The sequence below is a fragment of the Sporosarcina sp. FSL K6-3457 genome, assembly GCF_038007285.1.
GTDB lineage: Bacteria > Bacillota > Bacilli > Bacillales_A > Planococcaceae > Sporosarcina.
Genome location: NZ_JBBOWX010000001.1, coordinates 3,813,150 through 3,838,035, shown reverse-complemented (window position 1 = coordinate 3,838,035; position 24,886 = coordinate 3,813,150). Strand labels below are relative to the sequence as shown.

The window sequence follows — 24,886 nt, the reverse complement described above, 5'->3', positions numbered from 1 at the left end:
GGGGTATACATTATGAAGTTTGTAAATTTAAAATCTGGTTTCTTTTTAATTATTGCAGTTATGTTGTTTTTGGTTGGTTGCAGTTCATCAGGTGATGGGAAAAGTGATGCCGTGAAAGACGGTAAAGTTAAACTGCGCTTCGCAACTTGGGATGTTGGGGATGATGTGAAGCTGCAACAAAATATGATTGACAAATTCAATGAGTCACAAGATGAAATTACAGTTGTTTTGGAGTCTTATGGCAGTGAATACGACACGAAAATTACAGCTGGTATGGGTGCAAAGGATGCTCCAGACATTATGTATATGTGGAACTACCCACAATACAAGGACGCGTTAGAGCCACTTGATTCTTATCTTGAAAAAGAGGGCGCTACATACAAAGATAACTTCTATGAAACACTGTGGAATTATAACTCAGCAGATGGTCAAATTCTAGGATTACCAGTTGGCTACACGACACATGTTGTTTATTACAACAAAGCATTATTTGATGAAGCAGGTGTCGATTATCCGAAGCCGGGTTGGACTTGGGAAGACCTTCAAGAAACAGCAAAGAAAGTAGCAAACAAGGATTCAAAAGTAAGCGGTTTCGCATTCTCTGGAAAACCTGATCCATATGATTTTGAAATGTTCCTATGGAGTAATAACACATCGTATGTCGATGAAGAAGGAAATTTAAAAGGTAATGTTGATTCGAAGGAATCAGTAGAAGTGTTTGACATGTTCCAAAACATGGCGAAAGACGGCTATGCGATTACGACAGAAGGCTCTGGCACAACAGAAATGAAATCTGGCAAGGTTGCTATGTTTGTCTATGGTGCATGGGGGTTAACACCATTAAAAGAAGCAGGTATTGACTATGGCGTGGTGGAATTACCGTCATTTAAAGACAAAAAAAGCGTCAGTATTTTAAGTTCCTCAGGTATTTCTATCTATAAAAATTCAAAACATAAAGATGAGGCATTCGAATTTATTAAATTCTGGACAAATGAAGAGGCGAACAAGGAAAGAATCGGCTTTGAGCTACCTGTTTTAAAATCAGTTGTAGAAAACGAACAACTTGAACAAGATGAATTGAAAAGTGTGTTCTATACGATGCTTGAACAGAGCGATGGATATACACCTGCATCATTCATCGTTGAAAACTGGAGCCAAATGTCTGAGGATTTGAATTTCACATTTGAGTCTATGTTGAATCCGAGTACGTTAATGGATCCGAAAGAGGCATTAGGCAATGTAACGAAGTAAAAATATCAGCCTTGATGTGGTAAAGCACCTTATAAGTGCTTTACCATATTTTCTAATCTGACGAAGGGGTCATCTTATGCAAAATATAACTGAGAAAAAGAAGAGTTATCAGCTCATAAATAGAAAAGTACCCTATTTATTTATAATGCCGTGGATTATTGGATTTTTAGTGTTTACCTTAGGACCACTTGTTTTCTCACTAATTATGAGCTTTTTTAATTGGCCAATCACGAGTGAACCAACGTTTGTTGGATTTGATAATTATAAAACAATGTTTACTGAGGACCCACAGTTTTATAAATCAATATTGATTACGTTTAAATTTGCTGCAATTTTTGTGCCACTCAATTTAGCGATTGCATTAATTTTAGCATTGCTAATTACTCAGCCGCTAAAAGGAATGAAATTTTTCCGTACAATCTTTTATTTGCCGGCGGTTGTCTCAGGTGTAGCGATTTCGATTATTTGGGGATGGATTTTCAACTCTGAGTATGGAATTTTCAATTATTTACTTTCGCTAATTGGGATTGAAGGTCCGAAGTGGCTTGTAGATCCAAAGTGGGCAATCTTCACAATCATAATAGCGAGCGCTTGGGGCGTCGGTATTATGATGCTGATTTTCTATACGGATATAAAAGGGATTCCGGCAGAATTGTATGAAGCTGCAGCGATTGATGGTGCAGGTCCGTTTCGTCAGTTTATTAGCATTACGATTCCAAGTATTACACCGACAATTTTATTTAACGTTATTACATCTGTTATCGGGGCCTTGCAACAGTTGACCTTAGTGCTGCTACTGACCGGTGGCGGACCTTTAAAATCAACTTATTTTTACGGATTATACGTATACAATAACGCGTTCAAACACCATCAACTAGGGTATGCAAGTGCAAATGCTTGGTTTATGTTCATCATTATTTTAATATTGACCGCGCTCATTTTCAGAACATCTTCTACATGGGTATTTTATGAAAATGAAGTGAAAAAAGGAGGGAAGAAGAAAAAATGAAAATGTCAAAAGGCTATAAAATTATCATATTTGGTCTCCTAGGGATATTTTCATTATACTTCTTATTACCGTTTGTCTGGGTAATCCTTTCAGCATTAAAAACAGAAACGGAAGTATTTAGTTATCCTCCAAAGATTTTCCCGGAAAGTTTGCAATGGCAAAACTTTGTAGATGCATGGAAAAGTCAACCGTTCGGTGTCTATTTAAAGAACTCGGTCATCGTTACGGTAATGACAACGCTTGGTCAACTTATTTCTTGTTCGTTAGTTGCTTATGGGTTTGCTAGGTATGACTTTAAGTATAAGAATCTTCTATTCATCCTAATGCTTGCGACAATGATGATTCCTTGGGATGTTACGATGATTCCGTTATATATGGAATTCAATATGTTCGGTTGGATTAACACGTTAAAGCCGTTAATCGTTCCAGCATTTTTTGGCTCAGCTTATTACATCTTTTTGTTAAGACAATTTTTAATGAGTATTCCGAAGGATCTTGAAAATGCTGCACGTATTGACGGGGCTAATGAGTTCCAGATTTTCTTCAAAATATTCATCCCGATTATGAAGGCACCACTCATTTTAATCGCGGTTCTGAATGTGTTGTCCGTATGGAATGACTACCTGGGTCCATTAATTTATCTACAGGATCAATCCAAATATACGCTGGCATTAGGACTTGCAGCATTTAAAGGTGTTCATGATCTTCAGATTCTACCAATCATGTCGATTACTTTAGTCATGATTGTTCCACCAGTTATTATGTTCTTAATAGCACAGAAGTATATTGTTGAAGGAATCAGTGGTTCGATAAAATAATTTGAAAATATCATAGTGTATATGGAGGAAGATAACATGCGTCGCGAAATGAAGAGGTGGGAAGATATCGGAATAACGGGTATCAATAGACTTCCCGCTCATGCTGATTTTTATAGATATGCAACGAAAGAAAATGCACAAACATTTACGAAAGAAAATAGTGTTGGCTATACATTGCTTGATGGCGTGTGGAAATTCTTATTTGTAGATGCACCTGAGCTTTCACCTAAAGGCTTTGAAAAAGAAGACTTCGGCATCGATAGTTTAGACGATATGGAAGTACCTTCAAGCTGGCAAATTAAAGGATATGGCAATATGCATTATACGGATGTTCTATATCCATTTGCCATCAATCCACCATTTGTTCCACAGGAAAATCCGACAGGTATCTACTTTAGAGAGCTTATTATTTCTGACGTAGCAGATGGTGAAGCGCTTATTTTAAAATTCAATGGTGTAGATTCTGCCTTCGATTTATATGTCAATGGACAGCATGTCGGTTTTAGTAAAATATCTAGATTGCCGTCTGAATTTGATATTACAGAATTCGTGAAAGAGGGTAGTAATCGCCTTACTGTCCGCGTCTACCAATTTTCTGATGGAACTTATATAGAAGATCAGGATATGTGGTGGCTGTCTGGTATTTTTAGAAGCGTTGAACTGTTTAAAATCAACAAAGAGACGCTTTGGGATGTTCATGTTGAAACACTTCCCGATGACAACTATGAGAATTTCACATTGAAAATAGGTGGGGCATTTTTAACGGACCAAGTAAAAGATGTAGTTGCTACGCTTTACCATCATGACAAACAAGTTGACCAGTTTGACGTGGAAGTCGTTGACGGAAAATTCGAAGTGAGTAAAGACCAGGAAAAACCACTTTTATGGAATGCAGAGGAACCAAACCTCTATACACTTCACCTTGAGTATAGCTTGTTAGGTGAAAAGGAAATTGTGCCGTTACGCGTAGGTTTCCGTGCCATTGAAGTGATTGACAATGAAATCCGTGTCAACGGAAAACGAGTTTTCTTTAATGGTGTGAATCGTCATGATGCACATCCGAAGACAGGTAGAACAGTCAATTACGAGGATATGCTTCAGGATATTAAAATGATGAAACAATACAATATCAACGCTGTTCGCACAGCGCACTATCCAAATAATGATGTATTCTATGATCTATGTGATGAATATGGTCTTTATGTTATTGATGAAGCAGATCTTGAATGCCATGGTTTTGAAAATACTGGGAATTACAATTGGATTTCTGACAATGAACTATGGGAGAAGCAATACGTAGATCGTGCAGTTCGTATGGTACAAAGAGACCGTAACCACCCAAGTATTATCATGTGGTCACTTGGTAATGAATCAGGTGCTGGTAGAAACTTTACGGCGATGTATGATGCTATCAAGGCGATTGATTCGACTAGATTAGTACATTACGAGGGAGATAGAAATGCTGCATACAGCGATGTGTATACAACGATGTATACTCGCTTGAACCAGCTCGAAGAAATCGGTAAGGATGCCGAAGGGAAGAAGCCTCATATTTTATGCGAATATGGACATGCAATGGGGACCGGCCCTGGCGGTCTAACGGAATATCAACAAATTATGAGAAAATATCCCAGATTACAAGGCGGCTTCATCTGGGAGTGGTGTGACCATGGAATAGAAGCGGTAAATGACAAAGGTGAAACCTATTATTTATATGGAGGAGATTACGGAGATTTCCCGACAAACGGTAACTTCTGTATTGATGGGCTTGTGTTCCCTGATAGAACTCCGTCACCAGGACTGTGGGAATATAAAAAAGTAATTGAACCAATTGTCACGGAGGAAGTAAACCTAGCTGAAGGAACAATTCGTATAAACAACCTATACGATTTTAGGAACCTTGGTGGAGTAACGCTTCGTATTGAAGTAAAATCAATCGGTACACTGATTGAAGCACATGACATGCAATTACCGAGTATCGGAGCGCATAAATCATTGACGATGACGCTGCCGGTAGATGTAGTAAAAGCCGCTCAGCATGACGATGTTCGCATCTACTTAAGCTATCTAGAGACTGAAGAGACTCTTTATGCAGAAAAAAATCATGAAATTACAAAAGAAAGCTTCTTATTAGAAACTACAAAAGTTGAAAAAGAAGTAAGGTCTATCACATCATTGGGATCTGACTTTATCATTAAAGATGATGGTGCTCTGCTGACGGTTGAAAACGACCAGTTCGAGGCTGTTTTCTCAACTGTCTATGGCACACTTAAATCGTTCGAATCAGAAGGGGAAGAAATTATTAATAAAGGACCTGAAGTGACTCTTTGGAGAGCGGTTATCGATAATGATATGTACAAAAAGGATGACTGGGTGAATAAGTATTTCCTTAAAAATACGAAAGAACAATTAGCAGAAGTGACGCACGAAGTGACAGCAGATTATGTAGATGTCACGATTACGAAGTACTTATCTACCGTGAATCAAGCATGGGGCTTCCATCTGACATATCACTACCGTGTAACGAAAAGTGGTGCCCTAAACATTGATTTACAAGGTGAAAAGGTATTACGAGGCCATGAAATTCCAGAAATGCTGCCACGCATTGGCGTAACGATGCACTTAAACGAGGATTATAACCAAGTTAGCTGGTATGGTCGCGGAGATTCTGAATCGTACCAGGATACAAAGCGCAGTCAACCAATTGGTTTATATCATAAAACGATTCAAGACATGCATACGGATTATGTTTACCCACAGGAAAATGGTTCACGTTGTGATAGTTCTTTCCTAGCTGTAGCGAAAAATGAGCAAGCATACTTGATTAATTTCAAAGAAACGTATGATTTTACAATTCATGATTACGAAATAAATGCACTTGAAGAGGCGAAGCACCGCGGTACTATTGAGAAGTCACCATTTACAGTGTTGACGATTGATTACAAGCAAAGCGGTGTAGGAAGTAATAGTTGCGGTGAGGAGCAGTTGCCTCCATACCGAACTGTGATTGAGGATTTCCATCTGCAATTTGAAATTAGAAAAATAGACAAAAGTAGCTTAGTGGAAGAAAGTAAGTTTTTCATGGTTTAGTAAGAAATGAGCAGGGGAAACCCTGCTTCTTATTTCGTTAAACAGAAGGAGCGAAACTTTATGAAGTTAAATATTAAAGAAATCCCTTTTTCTCGATTTGGTTCTTATTTTTGTGTATCAAAGGAAAAGGATACAAATGAAGTTTACATACGTGATGTTCATGGTGGAGATGATGCGCCATCAAAATTATTTAAATTGAATCTGTTACAGGATGGTATTGAGCAACCATTTGACATCGCTGCTACAGAAACGTCCTTGCGCTTCTATGTAGCAAAAGATCATGAGAAATATGCAGAAATCATTATACCAGAAGAAGATGAGCTTCATATTGAGGTAAATGGAGTTGAGGTTCGTTTACAGGCTAGTAAAGTGAAGTATGATACCCTTCACGAATATGAGGATGGCATGTATGAATATCATATTTATCCGAAGGAATTGAAGTTGATGATTAGCAAGCTTTCGGGTGAGATGTCTGTTGACGCGCCGTGGAATGTCATTGGCAATGATTATATCGATATTCGTATGCGTAATGGCCACTTTGTCATTGAAAGTTATCGCACTGTATTTAAATCGAAAGAGTATGCAAGCTTCCAGGTAGGCAAAGCGAAGGTGGAGCGGCTCTATCAGGAGTGGGTAGAAAATAATACTGAGAAAAATGAATTATACCAAGCTTCAATAGATCGCGCGGCTTATATAACTTGGTCAAGCATCGTGCACCCAGATGGATTATTAAAAAATTATGCGATGTATATGTCGAAGCTTTGGATGTATAATATTTGGTCTTGGGACAATTGCTTTAATGCGCTACATATTGGTGCGAAGTATCCGGAGCTGTCCTATGCCCAGCTGAAGATTTTTATGGACACGCAGGACGAGTCAGGCGCATATCCAGACTTTGTGAATGATAAATTTGTGTCGTATAATTGTATTAAACCACCAGTCTTCGCATACGCTTATGAAAAACTGATGGAAAAGAACGACTACTTTAAGGACGAAAGTCGACTTAGAGAAGTGTATGAATCTACTAAAAAAGTAATGCTTTACTTCGATTTATATCGAACGTATGAAGGTCGACTTCCACATTATAAGCACGGTAATGATTCAGGTTGGGATAATTCCTCTTTGTTCCATAGTGGGATGCCTGTCGAGGCGCCAGATCTCGCTAGTTTTTTAATTCGAACATATGATATTTTAACGAAATTTGCTGGTCTTCTTGGAGAAGAGGAGGAGGCGAAGCAATTCACTGCAAAAGCAGACGCGCTTTTTGTCTTATTAATGGAACGCCTTTATGATGAACAAGGCTTCTTTGGTCGTGTTGGGAAAGATGCTAAGAAAATTGATATCCGCTCCAGCCTGATTTTGCGTTTACCGGTTTTAATCGGCTATCGCCTAGATAAAAAAATCATGGATCAACTTGTAGAGGACCTTGTGGAAAACTTTGAAACAAAATATGGATTTGCAACGGAAATGCCATCAAGTCCGTTGTATAAGGAAAATGGTTACTGGCTTGGACCAATTTGGGCCCCTGTTACCTATCTTTTCATTGATTCATTAAAGAGTTTTGGCTACGCTGAGGTTGGAAAGAGAATTCAAAAAAAGTATTTGGATCTCACGCTTGTCGGCGGTATGGCAGAAAACTTCGATCCGCATAGTGGAAAAGGACTCGTTGATACTTCCTTTACTTGGACATCAAGTGTGTTCCTATCGTTAATCGAAAGTAAGTAGGTGGAGGATTATATGCGGAAATATATTGGAGAACTAGGGCTTGCGGTAGTTGCGATTATTTGGGGAAGTGGATTTGTTGCGAGTGCAGTGTCACTCGAACACTTTACACCATACCAAATACTTGCAATCCGCTTCCTTATTGGTATTATTTTGTTAAGCCTTGTATTTTTTAAGAAACTAAAAAATATTAAAAAGAGTACAATTATCAAAGGATCTATCATTGGGGTCTTCTTATACTTGGCATTTGCCTTGCAAACAGTTGGATTAGTGTATACGACTCCTTCGAAAAATGCTTTTTTAACAGCTGTAAATGTGGTTATCGTACCATTTATTGCATTTTTCATTTTCAAACGAAAAATGGATAAGTTTGAGTTATTTGGTGCAATGCTTGCAATCGTTGGTATCGGCATACTGTCACTAAAGCTGTCAGGTGGCGTCAATTTCGGAGATTTCCTTACATTGTTATGTGCAGTAGCGTTTGCCTTCCATATTTTCTGCACAGCGCAATTTGTCAAGACCGAAGACCCTGTACTGTTGACGGTAGTTCAAATGGCAGCTGCTACTGTGCTAGGATTTATGGTTGTCCTATTTAAAGGAGAAACAAATTTTGTAGCAAACGTTGAAGGCGTATCGGCTGTTTTATATTTGGGCGTATTCTCTACGACAATTGCTTTTTTACTGCAAACTGTCGCTCAGAAATATACAAGCGAAACAAAGGCAGCCATCATTTTATCGACAGAGGCATTTTGGGGGATGGTATTCTCCATCATTATTTTGAGCGAGGTGTTAACTGCCAAAATGGCCATCGGAGCAACATTAATCCTTGCCGCTATTATTATTTCGGAAACGAAGCCGAAATTTCTTGGAAAAAGACATCGTAAAGAAGTAAGGGAGTAGACGGAATTTTATAGTACATTGATAGAAGTAAACAACAAAGTAGGTATGTAAAATGGCGACGCTTAAAGATATTGCGGACTTAGCAGAGGTTTCTATGGCAACAGTTTCTCGGGTGTTAAATTATGATGAAACACTCAATGTGACCCCGGAGACAAGAAGGCGAGTTTTCGAAGCGGCAGAGGAATTAAATTATGTGATCTCCTCAAAACAGAAAAAGGCGAAAAAGAAGGGGAATATTGGGCTCTACTATTCTTATTCACTTGAAGAAGAATTGGTGGATACCTATTATCTTTCGATTCGGGTCGCGCTAGAAAAACAGCTTAAAAGTATGAGAATGGAATATGCAAAGATTACGAAAGAGGATACTAAAAAAAGTCTGTCAAAATTAGACGGTATCATCTGCCTAGGAACTTTTAAAAAAGCGGATATCGAATTGATTAAGAGCTTCGATAAACCGTCTGTGTTTGTCGATGCCAATCCTGATGAAAACAGTTTTGATGCAGTGGTGATTAATTTTAAGTCAGCAACGCAAAATGCACTGAGCTATTTAGTAGATTTAGGCCATGAAAATATTGGCTTTATCGGTGGTATCGAAACGGATATGTTTGGCAACCGATTCAAGGATTTGCGACAGGACGTTTTCGAAGCTTATTTGAAGGAAAAGGGGATTTTTAAAGAGGATTTTGTTAAAATTGGTGGCTATAATCCAAAGGATGGGTACCAAATTTTAAAGGAAATGCTAAGTCAAGATGAAAAACCAACAGCGCTATTTGTGGCAAATGATTCGATTGCAATTGGATGCTATAAAGCGGCCTACGAACTAGGTGTTAACATTCCAGAGGATCTCAGTATCGTTGGTTTCAATGATGTTTCTTCCGCACAATATATGGTTCCGCCGCTAACCACAGTGAAGCTGTATACAGAAATCATGGGAGAATCCGCAGTCGACTTATTGCTTGAGCGCATCGCAACGAAACGAGAAATATGTAAGAAAATAACGATTCATACGAAGTTGATTGAAAGAGGCAGTGCGACAAAGGTGAAGGAATAATCATGACATTTAAGTTGAACGGTGCATGTATATAAGTACTTACTCTATTTTTTTTAAGCGCGGGCAATGATGCCGTGCTTTTTTTTATTGCCCGCGCATAGGCTAATCGTATGTAAAGAAAGGATGATCGACATGTACGGAACGATAACCCAATACATGGGGACAGCCTATACAGGCCTTGGAATTTCCCATAAATACGATACATTGATTGGATCAGCTTCAGAAACAGTTTTTTTGAAGTGTCCACCGACAAACATGCTGTCAACTGCCTTGCATGAAATTGCCGCAAATTATGTGAAACGTGGCTATGATGTTGATAAGTTTATGGATCCTGTACAGCCAGAAAAAACGGATGCAATCTTTGTGAAGGGGCCCAACTTACTGTTCATCCAAGCCTCACACCCCGTTGCTCTTGAACCCTCGGAAATCGGCGGCAGACACCGTGTCATTAGCTTTTACGATGTTTATGATGAAAAGAAATTGAGTGAACGCAATGGATTGATAGTGGAAAACTTGGCTGAAGCAGAAGGTGCACTTCGAAAAGCATTGCAATCACTCACCGATGCGAAAGGAATCCATGATGAGTGGGAAGCTGTCAACATCAAACGAATGATGTGGGAGCAACATGAAAACCTTATTCAGTCGTTGAAGGAAGAGTTATTTGGCACCATTCGGTTGAATAAAAAAACGACTGTTTCGCATCGATTGATTGGCTCATTGACGTCGGGTGGAGCGCAAGACTTTATCCCCTCGATTACGAAGCGATTGGAACGCAGAATACTGATTAAAGGACTTCCAGGCACAGGGAAATCGACGCTAATGAAGGCGCTTGGGGTTGAAGCAGAGAGGCGTGGTTTTGACGTTCTTTATGGTTGGTGTGGTTTAGATCCTATGGGGGTAGATCTCGTTCAGATTCCGGAATTATCGGTGTGTATCCTTGATGCAACGCAACCACATGTTTATGATATAGAACGTCCGGGTGATGAATTGCTCGACCTTGTCTCTATGTGTGTGGAGGATGCCGAGGCTGAACAGGAAATCGATTTGATTCGCGAGGCGTATACAGAAAAAATACTAGATGCAACAGGTTATATGCAGGCTTATGCACAGGCTGAAAACAGAATGAAAGTGACAATGGACTCAGCTATTAAGCAGGCGGTATTTGAATCGAAATCGAGAGTATTATTGGAATTTCCTTAACAAGGATGTTCATTATTCTGCGATTGGGCCCATCGTGTGATAAAATGAAAGCATCATCTGTTTGAAAGGAAGATTATTTTGTCTAACATACTCGATACGTTTTTGCAGGAGAATTTAAACGATCTTCGTGAACAAGGATTGTACAACGAAATTGAACCTGTCGAAGGTCCAAATGGCCCGATTATTAACATTAAAGGCAAAGAACTGATTAACTTATCTTCTAATAACTATCTCGGACTTGCGACGGACGAGGATTTGAAAAAGCTAGCGATTGACGCGACGACAAAATATGGCGTCGGTGCAGGGGCGGTTCGTACGATTAATGGTACGCTTGATATTCATATTGAGCTGGAGAAAAAGCTTGCGGCGTTTAAAGGGACAGAAGCTGCAATTTCTTATCAATCCGGCTTCAACTGTAATATGGCAGCGATATCGGCTGTCATGGGTAAAAAAGATGCGATTTTGTCGGATGAATTGAATCATGCGTCCATCATTGATGGCTGTCGTTTGTCAGGTGCGAAAATCATTCGCTTGAAGCACCAAGACATGGATGATTTACGTGCGAAAGCGAAGGAAGCGATAGAGTCAGGTTTGTATGAAAAAGTGATGTATATTACGGATGGCGTGTTCTCGATGGATGGCAATATCGCTAATCTTCCGGAAGTCGTGAAAATTGCTAAAGAATTCGATTTGATTACGTATGTAGATGACGCGCACGGTTCAGGTGTGACTGGTCAAGGGAAAGGGACTGTGAAGCATTTCGGTCTTGAAAAAGAAATTGATTTCCAAATTGGCACATTGTCGAAAGCAATTGGAGTCGTAGGCGGTTATGTTGCGGGTTCACAGCAATTAATCGACTGGTTGAAAGTTCGTTCCCGTCCATTCCTATTCTCAACAGCACTTCCAGCGGGCGATGTTGCGGCAATCATGGGTGCACTCGACAAAATTACGGCATCCACAGAGCTGCATGATAAGCTATGGGACAACGGTAATTACTTGAAAGAAGGACTTGCTAAGCTTGGCTTCAATATCGGCGCTTCAGAAACACCGATTACGCCATGTATTATTGGTGAAGAAAAGCTGACACAACAATTCTCAAGTCGTTTGGCAGAAGAAGGTGTTTATGCTAAATCGATTATTTTCCCTACGGTTGCTAAAGGGAAAGGTCGCGTTCGCAATATGCCGACTGCTGCACATACGAAAGAAATGCTTGACGAAGCACTTGCTGTTTATGAAAAAGTAGGTAAAGAGTTAGGTGTAATTTCATAATAGGTGGTGAACCCTGGATGGCAATGATGCCGTTCGGGGTTTATTGCAAAAGGAGGTCTTTAGATGACGTTTGAAGAAGTAATGGCCGAGCTTGAGGCGTATGGCAATGAGCAGACGAAGAAAACGTTTTTGAATCATGGTGCACCTGAACCACTTTTTGGCGTACGTGTAGGGGATATGAAGAAAATTTTGAAGTATATTAAAAAAGACCAAGAACTAGCATTGCGTTTGTATGATACGGGAAATTATGATGCGATGTATTTGGCGGGGCTTGCTGTTAATCCAAAACTATTATCTGAAGAAGATTTAAGGCGTTGGGCTGACAAGGCGAGCTGGCATGCGGTTGCGGAATATACAATCGGATGGGTGGCGGGCGAAAGTCCATATGCACTCAAATTGGCACGCGAATGGATGGCATCTGAACGTGAGATGTTAGCTGTTGCAGGATGGAGTACATATGCCAATTACGTCATGTATGCAGGAGCTGAAGAGTTGGATTTGGATGAAATCGGTTCACTCCTACTACAAATTCAACAAACAATTCATCAAGCGCCTAACCGCGTTCGGTATGTTATGAATCAATTCATCATTTGCGTAGGATCTTATGTGCCGGAGCTTCGTGATATTGCAAAAAATGTTGCAGAGGTAGTTGGAAAAGTGCATGTCGATGTGGGCAATACGGCGTGTAAAGTACCGATGGCGATGGAGTATATCGAGAAGGTGCTTGCGCGCGGTGAGCCGAAGAAAAAGAAAACGTTGCGTTGTTAAATCAATCACGCCTTGGCGTGATTGCGTCCGGATTTTTTTCGAGCACGCTCGAAAAGCTCCTCTAAAATCCGTGACATCCGCGGGTCGACAGGATGTCGATCATGCAACCGTTGCCATAGGACGTGGCGTACTTAGGTTGCCTACTTTTATCTGGTACAGATAAAAAATTGAATAGTGCACATACTCCTATAAACAGAAAAGACCCGCCGGTGAGCGGGTTTTTTCGACGAGAATTATAAATATATTTATGAGGAAATTTGCATTGTCTTTTCCATGAGAACGTTTTATAATGGATTTAAGTTATAGAATCAATGAAAAGTTAAAAAAGAATAATTCGTGTACTCTCCAAAAATACAAACGTTCATAAGTGAGGAGTAGGAAAAATGAGGAAAATAATAGTGACAGGGGCGCTTGGACAAATCGGTTCAGAATTGATTACAAAGCTTCGTTCAGAATATGGTGAGGACAATGTGTTGGCGACAGATATACGACGTACGGACGCAATGATGGGGGGGCCTTTTGAAATTTTAGATGTAACGGATGCCGCTCGAATGCATGCGCTTACAAAAGATTTTGGTGCCGATACGATGATGCATATGGCGGCGTTACTATCAGCTAAAGCTGAGGAACAGCCGCTGTTCGCATGGAACCTCAATATGGGCGGATTGATGAATGCACTTGAAGTATCACGTGAACTGGATTTGCAATTTTTCACCCCGAGTTCAATCGGTGCATTTGGCCCTTCGACACCAAAAGTAGATACTCCGCAGGACGCGCTGCAACGTCCAACAACAATGTATGGTGTCAACAAAGTCGCGGGTGAATTATTATGCGATTATTATTTTCATAAATTTGGACTCGACACACGTGGTGTCCGATTCCCGGGGTTGATTTCATATGTGGCACAGCCGGGCGGAGGTACGACGGATTATGCGGTCGATATTTACTACAAAGCGCTTGAACAAGGGAAGTACACATCGTATATTGCGGAAGGTACGCATATGGATATGATGTATATGCCTGACGCATTACAGGCGATTGTCGGGCTAATGGAAGCGGATTCTTCAAAATTGATTCATCGCAACGCATTCAACGTCACGGCGATGAGTTTTGAACCTTCTCAAATTGCAGCTTCGATACGCAAGCACATCCCGTCATTTGAAATGGCCTACGATATCGATCCAGTACGCCAGGCAATTGCCGATAGTTGGCCCGATGCAATCGATCCATCTGCCGCTGCCCAGGAATGGGGATTTAAAGCTGATTATGATTTGGATAAAATGACCGCAGATATGCTATCGAAATTAAAAACAAAGTTAAGTGCTTAATGTGAAACCGCGGGAGTGATTTTCTGCGGTTTTTTCGTGGTTAAATATACACGCGCAAAGAAGTGCGTCCCGCGCGCAAAGAAGTGCGTCCCGCGCGCAAAGAAGTGTGTCTCGCGCGCAAAGAAGTGTGTCTCGCGCGCAAAGAAGTGCGTCCCGCGCGCAAAGAAGTGCGTCTCGCGCGCAAAGAAGTGCGTCCCGCGCGCAAAGAAGTGTGTCTCGCGCGCAAAGAAGTGTGTCTCGCGCGCAAAGAAGTGTGTCTCGCGCGCAAAGAAGTGTGTCTCGCGCGCAAAGAAGTGCGTCTCGCGCGCAAAGAAGTGCGTCCCGCGCGCAAAGAAGTGTGTCTCGCGCGCAAAGAAGTGCGTCCCGCGCGTAAAGAAGTGCGGGACGCGCGCAAAGAAGTGTGTGTCTCGCGCGCAATGAAAAGCCCCGCAACAAGTTGCGAGGCTTTTCATATTACATCAAAACAATAAATGAGCAACGCCTGCAACGATTGGCAATGCAATCAATGTGCGCAATAGGAAGATAACAAGAAGGTCAAGGAAATTAATCGGAATTTTTGTACCGAGAATCAATCCGCCAACTTCAGACATATAAATCAACTGGACAACAGAAATCGTCGCAATGACGAATAGCGTCAATTCTGATGTAATTACGCCGTCTGCTAAAATAACCGGCAAGAACATATCTGCGAATCCAACAACCATAGTCTGCGCTGCTTCTTGTGCTTCTGGAATGCCAAGAACAGATAAAATCGGTTCGAACGGTTTCCCTAAAATCGTGAATACGCTTGTATATTCAGCAAGAACGAGAGCAACCGTACCGAATGCCATCACGACAGGTGCAACGCCAATCCACATGTCGAACACATTTTTCATGCCATCTTTTACAACGTTGCCAAGAGAACGGTTGTTATCGGCAGTTTCAAGTGCTTTTTCAAGCCCATGATTAACCACGTTATAACCTGCAGGAAGCTTCTCCTCATCGCCTGTAAATGGCTTTTCGTCGATATATTCATCTTTTTTGCCAGCAAGCGGATAAATCCGTGGCATAATAAATGCCAGAATCAATCCTGTGACAACAACGGTTCCGTAAAATGGCAGGAAGTATTGAGACATGCCGACTGTATCAATAATTACAAGTGAAAATGTAATGGAAACAACCGAAAATGTCGTGGCGATAATCGCGGCTTCTTTTTTCGTATAAAAGCCATCCTCATATTGTTTACTTGTCAATAAAACCCCAATCGTTCCATCCCCAATCCATGATGTCAGTGCATCAATGGAAGAACGACCTGGTAATTTGAACACAGGACGCATGACTTTTACCATCATTGTTCCAAAAAACTCTAGTAATCCGAAATTCAATAGTAGTGGTAGCAGCAGTCCTGCAAATAAGAAAATCGTGAATAAGAACGAAACTAAACCATCTGGTGCAAGTAGCAGCCCACCCGTATTCTCATTCCAAATGAATTCGGGTCCGATTTGGAATGTCACCATAATTGCGAATATAGCTCCAACAATACGAGTGACCGTCCAAAATGGTGTTACCTTGAACAAACTTTCCGTAAATGACGGCTTGGCATGATCTGCCCTAACAAATAAAAATAATAGTGAGCCGAGTGCAGCGATGACAATAATAATCATGGCGGCCATTGGCATTGTGGGTTCGAGTGCAATCGACAAAATATCTGCAAATTTGGCAATCGGTACTTTCCATTCATCTCCGAATTTCACTGGAATCATGAATAGAATAATCCCGAGAATAGATGGAATCAGAAAATAAAACCATGTGGATAAAGAAAACTTTTTCATATGCATCCCCCTGTATATAATAAATAGACGTGTATATAATGAATATTTATACATACTAACTTGTTTACTTTCCTTTGTAAATAGAGTGTACCCTATTTCCATTTTTCGGTCTATTCTTTATAATAAAAAAGTTACAGTCTAAATTGACTGTAACTTTTTTATAGCTTAGGAAATTATAAAATTCTTGTACGGTGGATAAGTTGGAATAAGGGGATTTCTCGTCTAGGCTCCAGCGCCTAGCCCCTCGAGTCGCTTCGGTCTTGCTAGTAAAGGCAAAGGGCACCTTTACTTTCAAGCCCTCCAGCAGGGAAGGATTGAAGTTCATCCTTCCTACTTGTCGGGGCTGAACAGGCGCTTGCGCTTTTGTTCTTTTATTCTTTTATTCGAAATCCTGGTCCCAATTGTACGTATAGAAACGCTCAGTATTGAGCCATTTTAATGCATCGGGATCTTGCGCTGCTAATTTTTGTTCCATTTCCTTCATCATCCAAACGGTTTGCGATGCATGAGCATTCAGTGTAGCAATCTTTTTATCAGCCATTGCTGACACATCGTGAATGACGTCAGGTTGGCCAAGGACTTCAACTGTATTATTTGAAAAGGCAATCGTATAAACAACAGGGCGTTTCGTTTCAGCAATCCGCCTCACGGCACGAATGACTGCACGTGCAGAGGCATCGTGATCAGGATGGACGGATAGGCCGGGATAGAACGAAATAATAAGCGAAGGATTCGTTTCCTCGATTAGATCAGTCATGAGCTGGATCATTTTTTCATCATCTTCAAATTCAATGGTCTTGTCGCGTAGGCCCATCATACGTAAGTCGTCGAGTCCCATGGCTTCACAAGCTCTTTGGAGTTCGCCCTTACGAATTCGGGGTAACGTTTCACGGTTCGCAAATGGCGGGTTACCGAAGTTTCGTCCCATTTCGCCAAGTGTTAAACATGCATAAGTAACGGGCACACCCATTTCCCGATAGGATGCGATTGTGCCGGATACGCCGAATGCCTCATCGTCTGGATGGGGGAATACAACAAGTACGTGACGTTCTTTTTTTATCATCAAAAAAGCCTCCTTAATATGTGAACGGTGTCTCGCTTATTTCAAGCGCGACCGCCAGCTTTCCTTCCGGATCCAGGCCTGCCATTAGTAATCGACCATGTTCGTCAAGCTTATAATGCGTGATACCTTGTGCGTAAATCCAACCAGATGGCAGTTTTAAACCGATACGATGCGGCGAATCACCGGCCACTTTACCCAGTTCAAATTTGACAACGACATTACGAATAAATGCACCGACGTTAAAAAATCCTTCGTTGAAATGAGAGGCATAGGAGCCGTTTGTTGTTTCGAGATGGATGTAGACATCTTTATTGGCGAAGGAAGTAATGAGTTCCTGTAAATGATCTGGTTTTACTTTTTCCATGAGTAAGTCCTCCTTAACACTGGTACTGTGCTTCTTCATTAGTATATAGAAAAGAACTATTGAATGCGATTGACGCGGCTTGATGTGGATGTTGAATGTAGAAAAAGATAAAACGACCAAGAAACCATTTCTCGGCCGTTACGTGTATTCATCACACTTCAGTTGTCGTAATTTCTGGTGCACCTACGCGGTTTTTTGCACCGTGCATAACAGGTCCAACGTATTCGTTTAGTTTCCAGCCGTTAGCAATCGCAGCGGATACGAATTTTTTCGCTTCTAAGACAGCCTCTTTCACTGTTAAGCCATTAGCAAGATTTGCTGTGATGGCGGCTGCAAACGTACAACCAGCACCGTGATTATAATGTGTCGCTGTTTTTTCTGCTTCAAGAAGTGTAAATGTTGTGCCATCAAAGAATAGGTCCACGGCTTTATTATGCTCTAGCTGTTTGCCACCTTTGATGACAACATTGCGTGCACCAAGTGAATGGATTTTTGCTGCGACTGTTTTCATATCTTCAATTGTCTTAGGCGTTTTTGTTCCTGCGAGCTGTCCTGCTTCGAACAAGTTTGGTGTGACAATTTCTGCTTTTGGTAGAAGGAATTCGACCATTGCGTCTACTGTACCAGGATTCAGTACCTCATCTTCACCTTTACAAACCATAACCGGGTCAATGACAACATGGTCAAGACCAGATTCTGCAATTGCGTTGCCTGCAATCTCGATGATTTCTTCTGTACTAAGCATACCTGTCTTAATAGCATCAATGCCTGTCGAAAGAGCCGTTTTAATTTGTGCTTTCAAAACATCGACAGGTAATGAATAAACGCCGTGTGACCAATTATTGTCTGGATCCATTGTGACGACAACAGTAACAGCTGTCATACCATATGTTCCATGCTCTTGGAATGTTTTTAAATCGGCCTGAATACCAGCGCCGCCTGATGTATCGGATCCTGCGATTGTTAAAGTTTTTTTCAACGCCATAATGTGAAAGTCTCCTTTTGGTTGGAATGAACTATGAATGTATCTTATCAAATAAATCGAAAATTACAAAGGTGGAACGTCCTCGGCAGTGATCATTTTAACAACGGAATACGCAAGAAGCACTGCAATCAGGAATATCACGACTGCACTTATGAAATGTCCGTTCATCATCAGCCCGATGGCAAGTGAGAAAAGCACGAGGGTTCCACATCCAAATAGAATGAGGAAAATTATGAGCCCGATATTTTTAGAACGTTCAGGTATGTTGTCGCCTTGTTTTGCGGCTGCTGCTATTTTTTGTATTTTTTCTCGTAACTGCATATCGGCCATGTGCATCCCCCCTCAGACAATCGTACCATGTCTTTCTAGTTGTTTGAACTGCAACTTTCCTATAATGTAAACGTATAAGATAGTGTCGAAAAAAGAGGAAAAGAGGGATGAAGTGAAAAAAGGAAAAAATACGGATGAAATGGAGCAGTTGTTGAAAGAATTACAGGCTGCTAAAAAGGAATCAGCGGTGACCGTAGATGAAGTAAAAGGTCGACCATTTGGCTTTTGGCGTGCTGGGAAACTATTCTTTTCGGTATGGAAAAAATCATTTCTAGTCATCGCCCTACTTATTATATTACTCGTTGTCAGCTTACCATTTATCACATTTTTTATTCTCAAACAAGGAAGCACATATACAGAGCAGAAGGGCGCGTTTTTGGAGCAAATCCAAGAATTGAACGAGCTTGCCACGGCGGAGGCTTATACGAAAGTCATTATTGAACGCCAAGATAATACATTGTTTGGACAAAGCATCGGTCTTAATTTGCCAGGAACGAAACGGCAGCTATTAGTTGTCATTCCTGGATCGGTGAAGGCGGGCGTTAATATGTCTGGTTTGACGGAAAAAGATGTTGTCATTGATGAAGAGAATAAAACAGCCAAGCTGACATTGCCACCTGCAACCTTTTTAGGAGGGGCAGAAATTTATTTTGATAAAGTAGAAGTGTACTCCTACGAGGGGCTTTTCCGTGATAAAGCGAATATCGAAGAGGCCTATGAGCTTGCTGCGGAGGCGAAAGAACTGATACTGGAAGAAACGGCGGGACAAGGCGTGTTAACGATGGCGCAACAGAATGCGGAGAAGACGTTACGAGAAATGTTTTCATTCGCAGGATATGATGTGACAATTGAATTTAAGGAAGAGATGGATGATGAATAAAGTGATTTTTGGTAATGACTGGGACGCAGTGTTGCAAGAAGAGTTTACGAAACCTTATTATATGAAGCTGTGTGAATTTCTTGAAAAGGAATATGCGGAGCAAACGATTTATCCAAAGTTGGGTGATTTGTGGACAGCTTTTCAATACACGCCGTTTGATGAAGTGAAGGTTGTCATTTTAGGACAAGATCCGTATCACGGACCTGGACAAGCGCACGGTTTGAGTTTTTCTGTGCGACCGGGTGTAAAAATTCCACCGAGTTTACGCAATATGTTTAAGGAGCTGTCGGCAGATATTGGTTGTGCGATTCCCGAAAGTGGAACGTTGACGGGGTGGGCGCGGCAAGGTGTACTCATGCTGAACACGGTGTTGACTGTACGGCAAGGACAAGCACATTCGCATCGTAAGCAAGGATGGGAGACATTTACGGATGAGGTTATTCGGCAGTTGTCAGAGCGTGACAAGTCGATTGTATTTATATTATGGGGACGCCCTGCGCAGGACAAGAAAAAGCTGATTGATTTATCGTGTCATACGGTAATTGAATCGGTTCATCCAAGTCCGCTTAGCGCGAGTCGTGGGTTTCTCGGCAGTCGTCCATATTCGGCGACAAATGAGGTTTTAGAGGCATGGGATGAAGAGGCGATTGATTGGAGTAGGACGAATTAACAGAAATAAAAGCTATAAAACTAATATACGTTTTGCTATAATGACGATAGTTACAAATTGAGCCAAGGTGGGTTGCGGAACCGGAATACTCCTCATGTCGTAGTGGGGAGGGGGTGAAGCATATGGTGATTGTTATTTTGACAGCCTTTCTTGTAGTGTCTAGGCTTCAGGCGCCAGTCGCTCGGGTCATAAGCAATCCAGCTATGTGGCAAAGAGCGCCACGTCGCTGGCTTGACTTATGCCTGTCGCGTCTAACGGGCGCCTTGCGCTTTTCTTAAGAGCGTAGCGACATGGTTTGGAAGTTATCTTTCTTCTGAACTAGTCAAATACGTGAAGCAAAAAAGAAAAAGGCGCAAAAAAACCACCCCCCATGGCCGTGGGAAAAAGGGTGGCACTAAATCGAAGAAAAAGAAATAATGTTATTTCCGTAGCCACACCTTGACATCCAAATCAATTTGTAACTACTGAGTGTCCATTGCATGGGCACTCTTTTATATTACGCATATTCTACCCTTAGTATACATCGCGATGTACATAGCTTGCAAGGACTTTTGTTTACGCTGTAAACAGACGGCTTACTTTAATTTGCACGCCTACCGTGATAAAGTGGAAGTGAATAGAGGTGACCGAAGTGGCTGTCAATTGTTTTCAATGCCAATATTTCTTCGTGACATGGGATCAGAGAAATCCGCGTGGGTGTAAGGCATATGAGTTCAAAACGAGGGAATTGCCGTCGGTCGTCGTGAAGCGATCTTCCGGCATGGAATGTTTACAATTTGTACAAAAGAAAGGGGATGTCAGACGGTGATTCCTTATGACCGCATCATCTCGGAAATGGAACGTCAATTGAGTGTGGCAAAACGTACGAATGATGAGCGAGCCATGCGCGAAGCATTATCGGCAATTAGGTCGCTATGTGAAGTGGCGCTTGGTGGAGATAGTAGTACTAGGCCAGAAGAAAAAAATGTTCCTAAGATGCTTATAGCGCCTGATGTGCAGTCCATTTCTTCATTAGAAGGAAAGCCGCTTGTAGAAGAAGATGCAAACGGTGGCTCGTTGTTTGATTTTTGATGGACTTGCTTCTGCCGAATCAAGTCATCCTCCGGAGGATGTCACAAATTTTGAGGGGAGTTAAGAAGGCAACCTAAGTTCGCCGCGTCCTGCGGCAACGGTTGCATGGCCAGCATCGTGCTGGCCTCAAGCGCAATTCAAAATTTGGACGCAATTACGCCAAGGCGTAATTGATTGATAACAAGAAAGTAGGAAAAACAATGCCATTTTTCATTATCGCAGGTGCTGTCAACGCAGCAATTGCTGTCGCATTTGGTGCATTTGGTGCACACGCATTGAAAGAAAAGCTATCTGAGCATTATTTAGCTATTTGGGAAACGGCTGTCCAGTATCAAATGTTTCATGCGATTGGACTGCTTGCTGTCGGAATTCTTATGAGCTCGTCGCTGTTCGGCGCATCGCCACAGTTAACATGGGCAGGCTATCTACTGCTTGCGGGCACCATCATTTTCTCAGGTAGCTTATATGTATTGAGCCTATCTGGAATCGGTATACTGGGTGCGATTACACCAATTGGTGGCGTTGCGTTCATCGCAGGTTGGGTTATGTTGATAATCGCAGCGGTTAAATATACAAACTAATATTGAACAATGAACACAAAAATCTTCCGCGAGCCCTACCAGGCAGGCGGAAGATTTTTTATCTACGTTTGCGGAAAATAATTTATTCTTCCATCGAACTCTGCGTAATCGAAATAGATCATAGGAAACAGAAATTCATGGCCAGTCGCTGTTTCATTTAGAATCACGTGGTCACGTCCGGCAGCTACGACTGTTCCGACGATGGCTTTCGTATTTTTACCTGAGTCGAGCGCATGTTCAAAGGAGAAATTAAAGACACCGGGTTGCCCGATGTTTAATCGTAAAATGTTTTCAATGTACGACTGCTCGCGAGCTGGTGGTCCGGGAAGTGGTCCCTGAGGCGTTCCAATAGGGATACCGACAGGCACGCCAGGACTAGGGGGTCTTCCACCGCTCGGAATTGTGACTGGTGGCGGTACGATATGTTGATTTTGATAGGTAGGATTCCAATAATATTGGACCATTTTTTCATCCTTTCAGTTTGTAAGATAGATTATTTTAGACGGTAGGGCAGTCTGCAGTTGTTGGCGAAAAGAAACAATGGGACTTAAACCTACCTGTATTCCACTGACCATACCACTGTGCGGGGCAATCGCCGGCTGGCATAAAGAACCATAAGGAACGCTCGCCAGGGGTGAAGCGTTCCCCGTTAATAACTCGCCTTGCAAGATTTCTATCCATTTCGCGTGCTCGCTGATAAAAATAACTTTTCGTTGTTGCTTCAAAGCCGCCGGGGCTCTGGAATACCATCTCTTCCAAATTACGAATGTCTCTAAAATCTAGACAGTCTGCAAGTACACGGTTAACTCCAACATTACCGACCAAAAGCATTCCTAATTGACCATCGCCCTCCGCTTCTGCCCGCATGAGCCGTGCAAGCATATCCAATTGAGCCTCGTTATATTTTACCACCGCCACGGAACAACCCCCTTGGGGAATCATATGAAGTAAGTGCATGGAAAATGACTGAAAAATAGAAATGGATAAGGTAAACTTGGAGAAAGGGGGAGTTCACTTGCGTATCCACAATATTATTACAGATTTTTTAGATATGTACGAATCAAAGAAAGACCTTAGAATACTTGATTTGGAAACCTATATTGATGAAAATGCAGAGGTGTTTGATCACTATTTTCCGATTCATTGTCCGAAAACACCAGAGCGTCTTCAGGAGGCGATTGAGAAATATCCAATGAAAATTAAAGACATCTATATCATGTCAGAGCGTTTACCTAGAATTATCAAAGAAATCGACGAGGTGTATACTGAAATTTTCCATAATGATCTTGATATCAACTATACGATGCTTGTTGGTACGTACGGGTCGAATGCATTCGTTACAAGGGAAATCAAGGGTGATATTTACTTTGCGGTAGAGAAGCTATCATCTGAAATAGACCATCTAAAAGCGATAACTGCCCACGAAATTGGTCATGTTACGCATTTTTCATTCGCCGCTAGGCAAGGGATGGACTGGACAACGGTCGATTGGACGCATGGACTGACAACGCTCTACACTGAAGGAGCCGCGACCTATTTATCTAAAAAAGTCGTCCCGGGGCTGAACGAATCGGTCTATTTTACTTATGATAAAGACGGGGACTCATGGGTAACATGCTACCAGGAGAATAAAACCGAAGTGAAGCGACGCTTTTTCGAAGATGTGTTGTCCGGTTGGAACACGGAAAAGGAGAAGGAGTGGTTCCGCTTATCCGGTGGGGGTTACTTTGGCCATAACCGGTTAGGTTATTTACTAGGGACGGACTATGTCGAGCATCTAGTTAACGTGATAGGCGAAGAAGCGGCGCTCGCTTTTTGGAGTGGGAATGATGTGAAAAAAGATATTTTGACGTGGTTGGAAAAATAAAAAGAAGCCGCATCTTGAAATGCGGCTTCTTAACAGTCATTACAAATTGAAAAATTCCGCTTTTTTATCGCCATCTAAAATCGTACCGACGAAGAACGAGCCGAACTCAGCGTAGCGCGCACTCACTTCATCAAAACGCATTTCATAAATTAATTTTTTGAACTGTAGAACGTCTTCTGAGAACAACGTAACAGCCCATTCGTAGTCGTCAAAACCGACAGAACCAGAAATAATTTGCTTCACTTTGCCTGCATAGCTACGGCCTATTAAACCATGAGCACGCATCAATTCTTTACGCTTGTCCATATCAAGCGTATACCAGTTCACGTCGCCATCACGCTTTTTATCCATTGGATAGAAGCAGATATACTGGCTGCGTTGGAGTTCAGGATACAGACGTCCGCGAATGTATGGGTTTTGGTAAGGATCCTCAGTGGACTCACCTGCAAGGTAGTTCGATAATTCGACAACGGATACATAGGAGTACGCTGGAATTGTAAAGTCAGCGATTGCCAGTTTGTTAAATTCTGTTTCAAGCTCTTGAATTTCGTCCATCGTCGGTCGCAACGTCATGAGCATGAAATCAGCTTTTTGACCAATTACTGTATAAAAAGCGTGTGCACCTGTTTTTTCATCATCCGCTTTTTGGAGCTTTTCAAGATAGACAAGAAATTCATCCACTGCTGATTGGCGTTGCTCTGGTGAGATCAATTTCCATGACGCCCAGTCCATCGTGCGCAAATCGTGTAATACGTACCAACCATCAAGTGTTTGTGCTGCTTCAATCATATGAAATCAAACTCCTTCATCATGAATTTACTTCTTAATCGAGTGTAGCATAGTTACATGAAAAAACGC

The 24,886-nt window shown here is 41.6% G+C and carries 26 protein-coding genes; 18 read left to right on the top strand and 8 right to left on the bottom strand.

The genetic code is table 11. The features are described 5' to 3' along the window. Window positions 1-12: 12 nt before the first annotated feature. From N1I80_RS18620 to N1I80_RS18565, 12 genes are all read left to right on the top strand, one after another. A complete protein-coding gene (locus N1I80_RS18620) occupies window positions 13-1,251 on the top strand; it encodes an ABC transporter substrate-binding protein (protein WP_340739329.1) in 1,239 nt (412 codons plus the stop codon). Between the two features lie 76 nt (window positions 1,252-1,327). After that, window positions 1,328-2,260: a carbohydrate ABC transporter permease gene (locus tag N1I80_RS18615; RefSeq protein WP_340739328.1), complete on the top strand. Its 933-nt coding sequence runs from the start codon at window positions 1,328-1,330 to the stop codon at window positions 2,258-2,260. Further along, window positions 2,257-3,078, top strand: coding sequence for a carbohydrate ABC transporter permease (locus tag N1I80_RS18610; protein ID WP_340739327.1), 822 nt, complete (start codon window positions 2,257-2,259; stop codon window positions 3,076-3,078). The genes N1I80_RS18615 and N1I80_RS18610 overlap by 4 nt, the downstream gene beginning before the upstream one ends. A 36-nt stretch (window positions 3,079-3,114) precedes the next feature. Next, the gene (locus tag N1I80_RS18605; protein WP_340739326.1) at window positions 3,115-6,168 is read left to right on the top strand and encodes a glycoside hydrolase family 2 TIM barrel-domain containing protein; all 3,054 of its coding nucleotides are present in this window, start codon (window positions 3,115-3,117) and stop codon (window positions 6,166-6,168) included. Window positions 6,169-6,228: 60 nt separating this feature from the next. Continuing rightward, entirely contained in the window at window positions 6,229-7,893 is a 1,665-nt protein-coding gene (locus N1I80_RS18600; protein WP_340739325.1) for an amylo-alpha-1,6-glucosidase, read from the top strand. A gap of 12 nt (window positions 7,894-7,905) precedes the next feature. Then, window positions 7,906-8,790: a DMT family transporter gene (locus N1I80_RS18595; protein ID WP_340739324.1), complete on the top strand. Its 885-nt coding sequence runs from the start codon at window positions 7,906-7,908 to the stop codon at window positions 8,788-8,790. A gap of 52 nt (window positions 8,791-8,842) precedes the next feature. Next, a complete protein-coding gene (locus N1I80_RS18590) occupies window positions 8,843-9,841 on the top strand; it encodes a LacI family DNA-binding transcriptional regulator (protein WP_340739323.1) in 999 nt (332 codons plus the stop codon). Window positions 9,842-9,973: 132 nt separating this feature from the next. After that, on the top strand, window positions 9,974-11,041 hold the full coding sequence (locus N1I80_RS18585; protein ID WP_340739322.1) for a hypothetical protein: 1,068 nt from the start codon (window positions 9,974-9,976) through the stop codon (window positions 11,039-11,041). A 78-nt stretch (window positions 11,042-11,119) separates the two neighbouring features. Then, entirely contained in the window at window positions 11,120-12,310 is a 1,191-nt protein-coding gene (locus tag N1I80_RS18580; RefSeq protein WP_340739321.1) for a glycine C-acetyltransferase, read from the top strand. A 63-nt stretch (window positions 12,311-12,373) separates the two neighbouring features. Further along, window positions 12,374-13,078: a DNA alkylation repair protein gene (locus N1I80_RS18575; protein WP_340739320.1), complete on the top strand. Its 705-nt coding sequence runs from the start codon at window positions 12,374-12,376 to the stop codon at window positions 13,076-13,078. Between the two features lie 383 nt (window positions 13,079-13,461). Then, entirely contained in the window at window positions 13,462-14,406 is a 945-nt protein-coding gene (locus N1I80_RS18570) for an L-threonine 3-dehydrogenase (RefSeq protein WP_340739319.1), read from the top strand. A gap of 62 nt (window positions 14,407-14,468) precedes the next feature. Beyond that, window positions 14,469-14,876, top strand: a complete 408-nt coding sequence (locus tag N1I80_RS18565; protein ID WP_340739318.1) for a hypothetical protein — start codon at window positions 14,469-14,471, stop codon at window positions 14,874-14,876. Here N1I80_RS18565 and N1I80_RS18560 read toward each other — a convergent pair. From N1I80_RS18560 to N1I80_RS18540, 5 genes are all read right to left on the bottom strand, one after another. Continuing rightward, complete coding sequence (locus tag N1I80_RS18560; protein ID WP_340739317.1) at window positions 14,865-16,217, bottom strand: YjiH family protein; 1,353 nt, start codon at window positions 16,215-16,217, stop codon at window positions 14,865-14,867. The genes N1I80_RS18565 and N1I80_RS18560 overlap by 12 nt on opposite strands. A gap of 379 nt (window positions 16,218-16,596) precedes the next feature. Continuing rightward, window positions 16,597-17,280, bottom strand: a complete 684-nt coding sequence (gene bshB2 / locus N1I80_RS18555; RefSeq protein WP_340739316.1) for a bacillithiol biosynthesis deacetylase BshB2 — start codon at window positions 17,278-17,280, stop codon at window positions 16,597-16,599. Between the two features lie 13 nt (window positions 17,281-17,293). Next, a complete protein-coding gene (locus N1I80_RS18550) occupies window positions 17,294-17,644 on the bottom strand; it encodes a YojF family protein (RefSeq protein WP_340739315.1) in 351 nt (116 codons plus the stop codon). Window positions 17,645-17,795: 151 nt separating this feature from the next. Next, window positions 17,796-18,629 carry a bifunctional hydroxymethylpyrimidine kinase/phosphomethylpyrimidine kinase gene (gene thiD / locus N1I80_RS18545; protein ID WP_340739314.1) on the bottom strand — a complete coding sequence of 278 codons (834 nt, stop codon included), beginning with the start codon at window positions 18,627-18,629 and terminating at the stop codon, window positions 17,796-17,798. Between the two features lie 63 nt (window positions 18,630-18,692). Beyond that, on the bottom strand, window positions 18,693-18,959 hold the full coding sequence (locus N1I80_RS18540) for a hypothetical protein (RefSeq protein WP_340739313.1): 267 nt from the start codon (window positions 18,957-18,959) through the stop codon (window positions 18,693-18,695). Between the two features lie 112 nt (window positions 18,960-19,071). On the opposite strand from N1I80_RS18540, the gene N1I80_RS18535 reads away from it, so the two are divergent. The 5 genes from N1I80_RS18535 (at window position 19,072) to N1I80_RS18515 (ending at window position 22,161) form a co-directional block, all read left to right on the top strand. After that, window positions 19,072-19,839 carry a DUF4230 domain-containing protein gene (locus N1I80_RS18535; RefSeq protein WP_340739312.1) on the top strand — a complete coding sequence of 256 codons (768 nt, stop codon included), beginning with the start codon at window positions 19,072-19,074 and terminating at the stop codon, window positions 19,837-19,839. Further along, entirely contained in the window at window positions 19,832-20,509 is a 678-nt protein-coding gene (locus N1I80_RS18530; protein WP_340739311.1) for a uracil-DNA glycosylase, read from the top strand. Before N1I80_RS18535 ends, N1I80_RS18530 begins: the two co-directional genes overlap by 8 nt. 631 nt (window positions 20,510-21,140) lie before the next feature. Further along, entirely contained in the window at window positions 21,141-21,317 is a 177-nt protein-coding gene (locus N1I80_RS18525) for a uracil-DNA glycosylase (RefSeq protein WP_340740092.1), read from the top strand. After that, complete coding sequence (locus tag N1I80_RS18520; RefSeq protein ID WP_340739310.1) at window positions 21,314-21,580, top strand: YwdI family protein; 267 nt, start codon at window positions 21,314-21,316, stop codon at window positions 21,578-21,580. The genes N1I80_RS18525 and N1I80_RS18520 overlap by 4 nt, the downstream gene beginning before the upstream one ends. A gap of 200 nt (window positions 21,581-21,780) precedes the next feature. Then, a complete protein-coding gene (locus tag N1I80_RS18515; protein ID WP_340739309.1) occupies window positions 21,781-22,161 on the top strand; it encodes a DUF423 domain-containing protein in 381 nt (126 codons plus the stop codon). 62 nt (window positions 22,162-22,223) lie between these two features. Here the strand turns inward: N1I80_RS18515 and N1I80_RS18510 are convergent, their stop codons facing one another. Both N1I80_RS18510 and N1I80_RS18505 read right to left on the bottom strand, forming a co-directional pair. Then, the gene (locus tag N1I80_RS18510) at window positions 22,224-22,625 is read right to left on the bottom strand and encodes a spore coat protein GerQ (protein ID WP_340739308.1); all 402 of its coding nucleotides are present in this window, start codon (window positions 22,623-22,625) and stop codon (window positions 22,224-22,226) included. A gap of 34 nt (window positions 22,626-22,659) precedes the next feature. Then, a complete protein-coding gene (locus N1I80_RS18505) occupies window positions 22,660-23,103 on the bottom strand; it encodes a cell wall hydrolase (protein ID WP_445683714.1) in 444 nt (147 codons plus the stop codon). Between the two features lie 109 nt (window positions 23,104-23,212). On the opposite strand from N1I80_RS18505, the gene N1I80_RS18500 reads away from it, so the two are divergent. Next, entirely contained in the window at window positions 23,213-24,028 is an 816-nt protein-coding gene (locus N1I80_RS18500; RefSeq protein WP_445683713.1) for an aminopeptidase, read from the top strand. Between the two features lie 39 nt (window positions 24,029-24,067). On the opposite strand, the gene hemQ is transcribed toward N1I80_RS18500, so the two are convergent. After that, window positions 24,068-24,817, bottom strand: coding sequence for a hydrogen peroxide-dependent heme synthase (hemQ, locus tag N1I80_RS18495; protein WP_340739305.1), 750 nt, complete (start codon window positions 24,815-24,817; stop codon window positions 24,068-24,070). Window positions 24,818-24,886: the final 69 nt, after the last annotated feature.

Excerpts from the sequence above, each read along its gene's own strand:
- N1I80_RS18585 (WP_340739322.1), top strand. The coding sequence starts at position 9,974 with ATGTACGGAACGATAACCCAATACATGGGGACAGCCTATACAGGCCTT.
- N1I80_RS18515 (WP_340739309.1), top strand. The coding sequence starts at position 21,781 with ATGCCATTTTTCATTATCGCAGGTGCTGTCAACGCAGCAATTGCTGTC.
- N1I80_RS18510 (WP_340739308.1), bottom strand. The coding sequence starts at position 22,625 with ATGGTCCAATATTATTGGAATCCTACCTATCAAAATCAACATATCGTA.
- N1I80_RS18570 (WP_340739319.1), top strand. The coding sequence starts at position 13,462 with ATGAGGAAAATAATAGTGACAGGGGCGCTTGGACAAATCGGTTCAGAA.
- N1I80_RS18590 (WP_340739323.1), top strand. The coding sequence starts at position 8,843 with ATGGCGACGCTTAAAGATATTGCGGACTTAGCAGAGGTTTCTATGGCA.
- N1I80_RS18600 (WP_340739325.1), top strand. The coding sequence starts at position 6,229 with ATGAAGTTAAATATTAAAGAAATCCCTTTTTCTCGATTTGGTTCTTAT.
- N1I80_RS18530 (WP_340739311.1), top strand. The coding sequence starts at position 19,832 with ATGAATAAAGTGATTTTTGGTAATGACTGGGACGCAGTGTTGCAAGAA.
- N1I80_RS18540 (WP_340739313.1), bottom strand. The coding sequence starts at position 18,959 with ATGGCCGATATGCAGTTACGAGAAAAAATACAAAAAATAGCAGCAGCC.
- bshB2 (WP_340739316.1), bottom strand. The coding sequence starts at position 17,280 with ATGATAAAAAAAGAACGTCACGTACTTGTTGTATTCCCCCATCCAGAC.
- hemQ (WP_340739305.1), bottom strand. The coding sequence starts at position 24,817 with ATGATTGAAGCAGCACAAACACTTGATGGTTGGTACGTATTACACGAT.
- N1I80_RS18595 (WP_340739324.1), top strand. The coding sequence starts at position 7,906 with ATGCGGAAATATATTGGAGAACTAGGGCTTGCGGTAGTTGCGATTATT.
- N1I80_RS18500 (WP_445683713.1), top strand. The coding sequence starts at position 23,213 with ATGTACGAATCAAAGAAAGACCTTAGAATACTTGATTTGGAAACCTAT.
- thiD (WP_340739314.1), bottom strand. The coding sequence starts at position 18,629 with ATGGCGTTGAAAAAAACTTTAACAATCGCAGGATCCGATACATCAGGC.
- N1I80_RS18560 (WP_340739317.1), bottom strand. The coding sequence starts at position 16,217 with ATGAAAAAGTTTTCTTTATCCACATGGTTTTATTTTCTGATTCCATCT.
- N1I80_RS18605 (WP_340739326.1), top strand. The coding sequence starts at position 3,115 with ATGCGTCGCGAAATGAAGAGGTGGGAAGATATCGGAATAACGGGTATC.
- N1I80_RS18505 (WP_445683714.1), bottom strand. The coding sequence starts at position 23,103 with ATGATTCCCCAAGGGGGTTGTTCCGTGGCGGTGGTAAAATATAACGAG.
- N1I80_RS18610 (WP_340739327.1), top strand. The coding sequence starts at position 2,257 with ATGAAAATGTCAAAAGGCTATAAAATTATCATATTTGGTCTCCTAGGG.
- N1I80_RS18620 (WP_340739329.1), top strand. The coding sequence starts at position 13 with ATGAAGTTTGTAAATTTAAAATCTGGTTTCTTTTTAATTATTGCAGTT.
- N1I80_RS18615 (WP_340739328.1), top strand. The coding sequence starts at position 1,328 with ATGCAAAATATAACTGAGAAAAAGAAGAGTTATCAGCTCATAAATAGA.
- N1I80_RS18550 (WP_340739315.1), bottom strand. The coding sequence starts at position 17,644 with ATGGAAAAAGTAAAACCAGATCATTTACAGGAACTCATTACTTCCTTC.
- N1I80_RS18575 (WP_340739320.1), top strand. The coding sequence starts at position 12,374 with ATGACGTTTGAAGAAGTAATGGCCGAGCTTGAGGCGTATGGCAATGAG.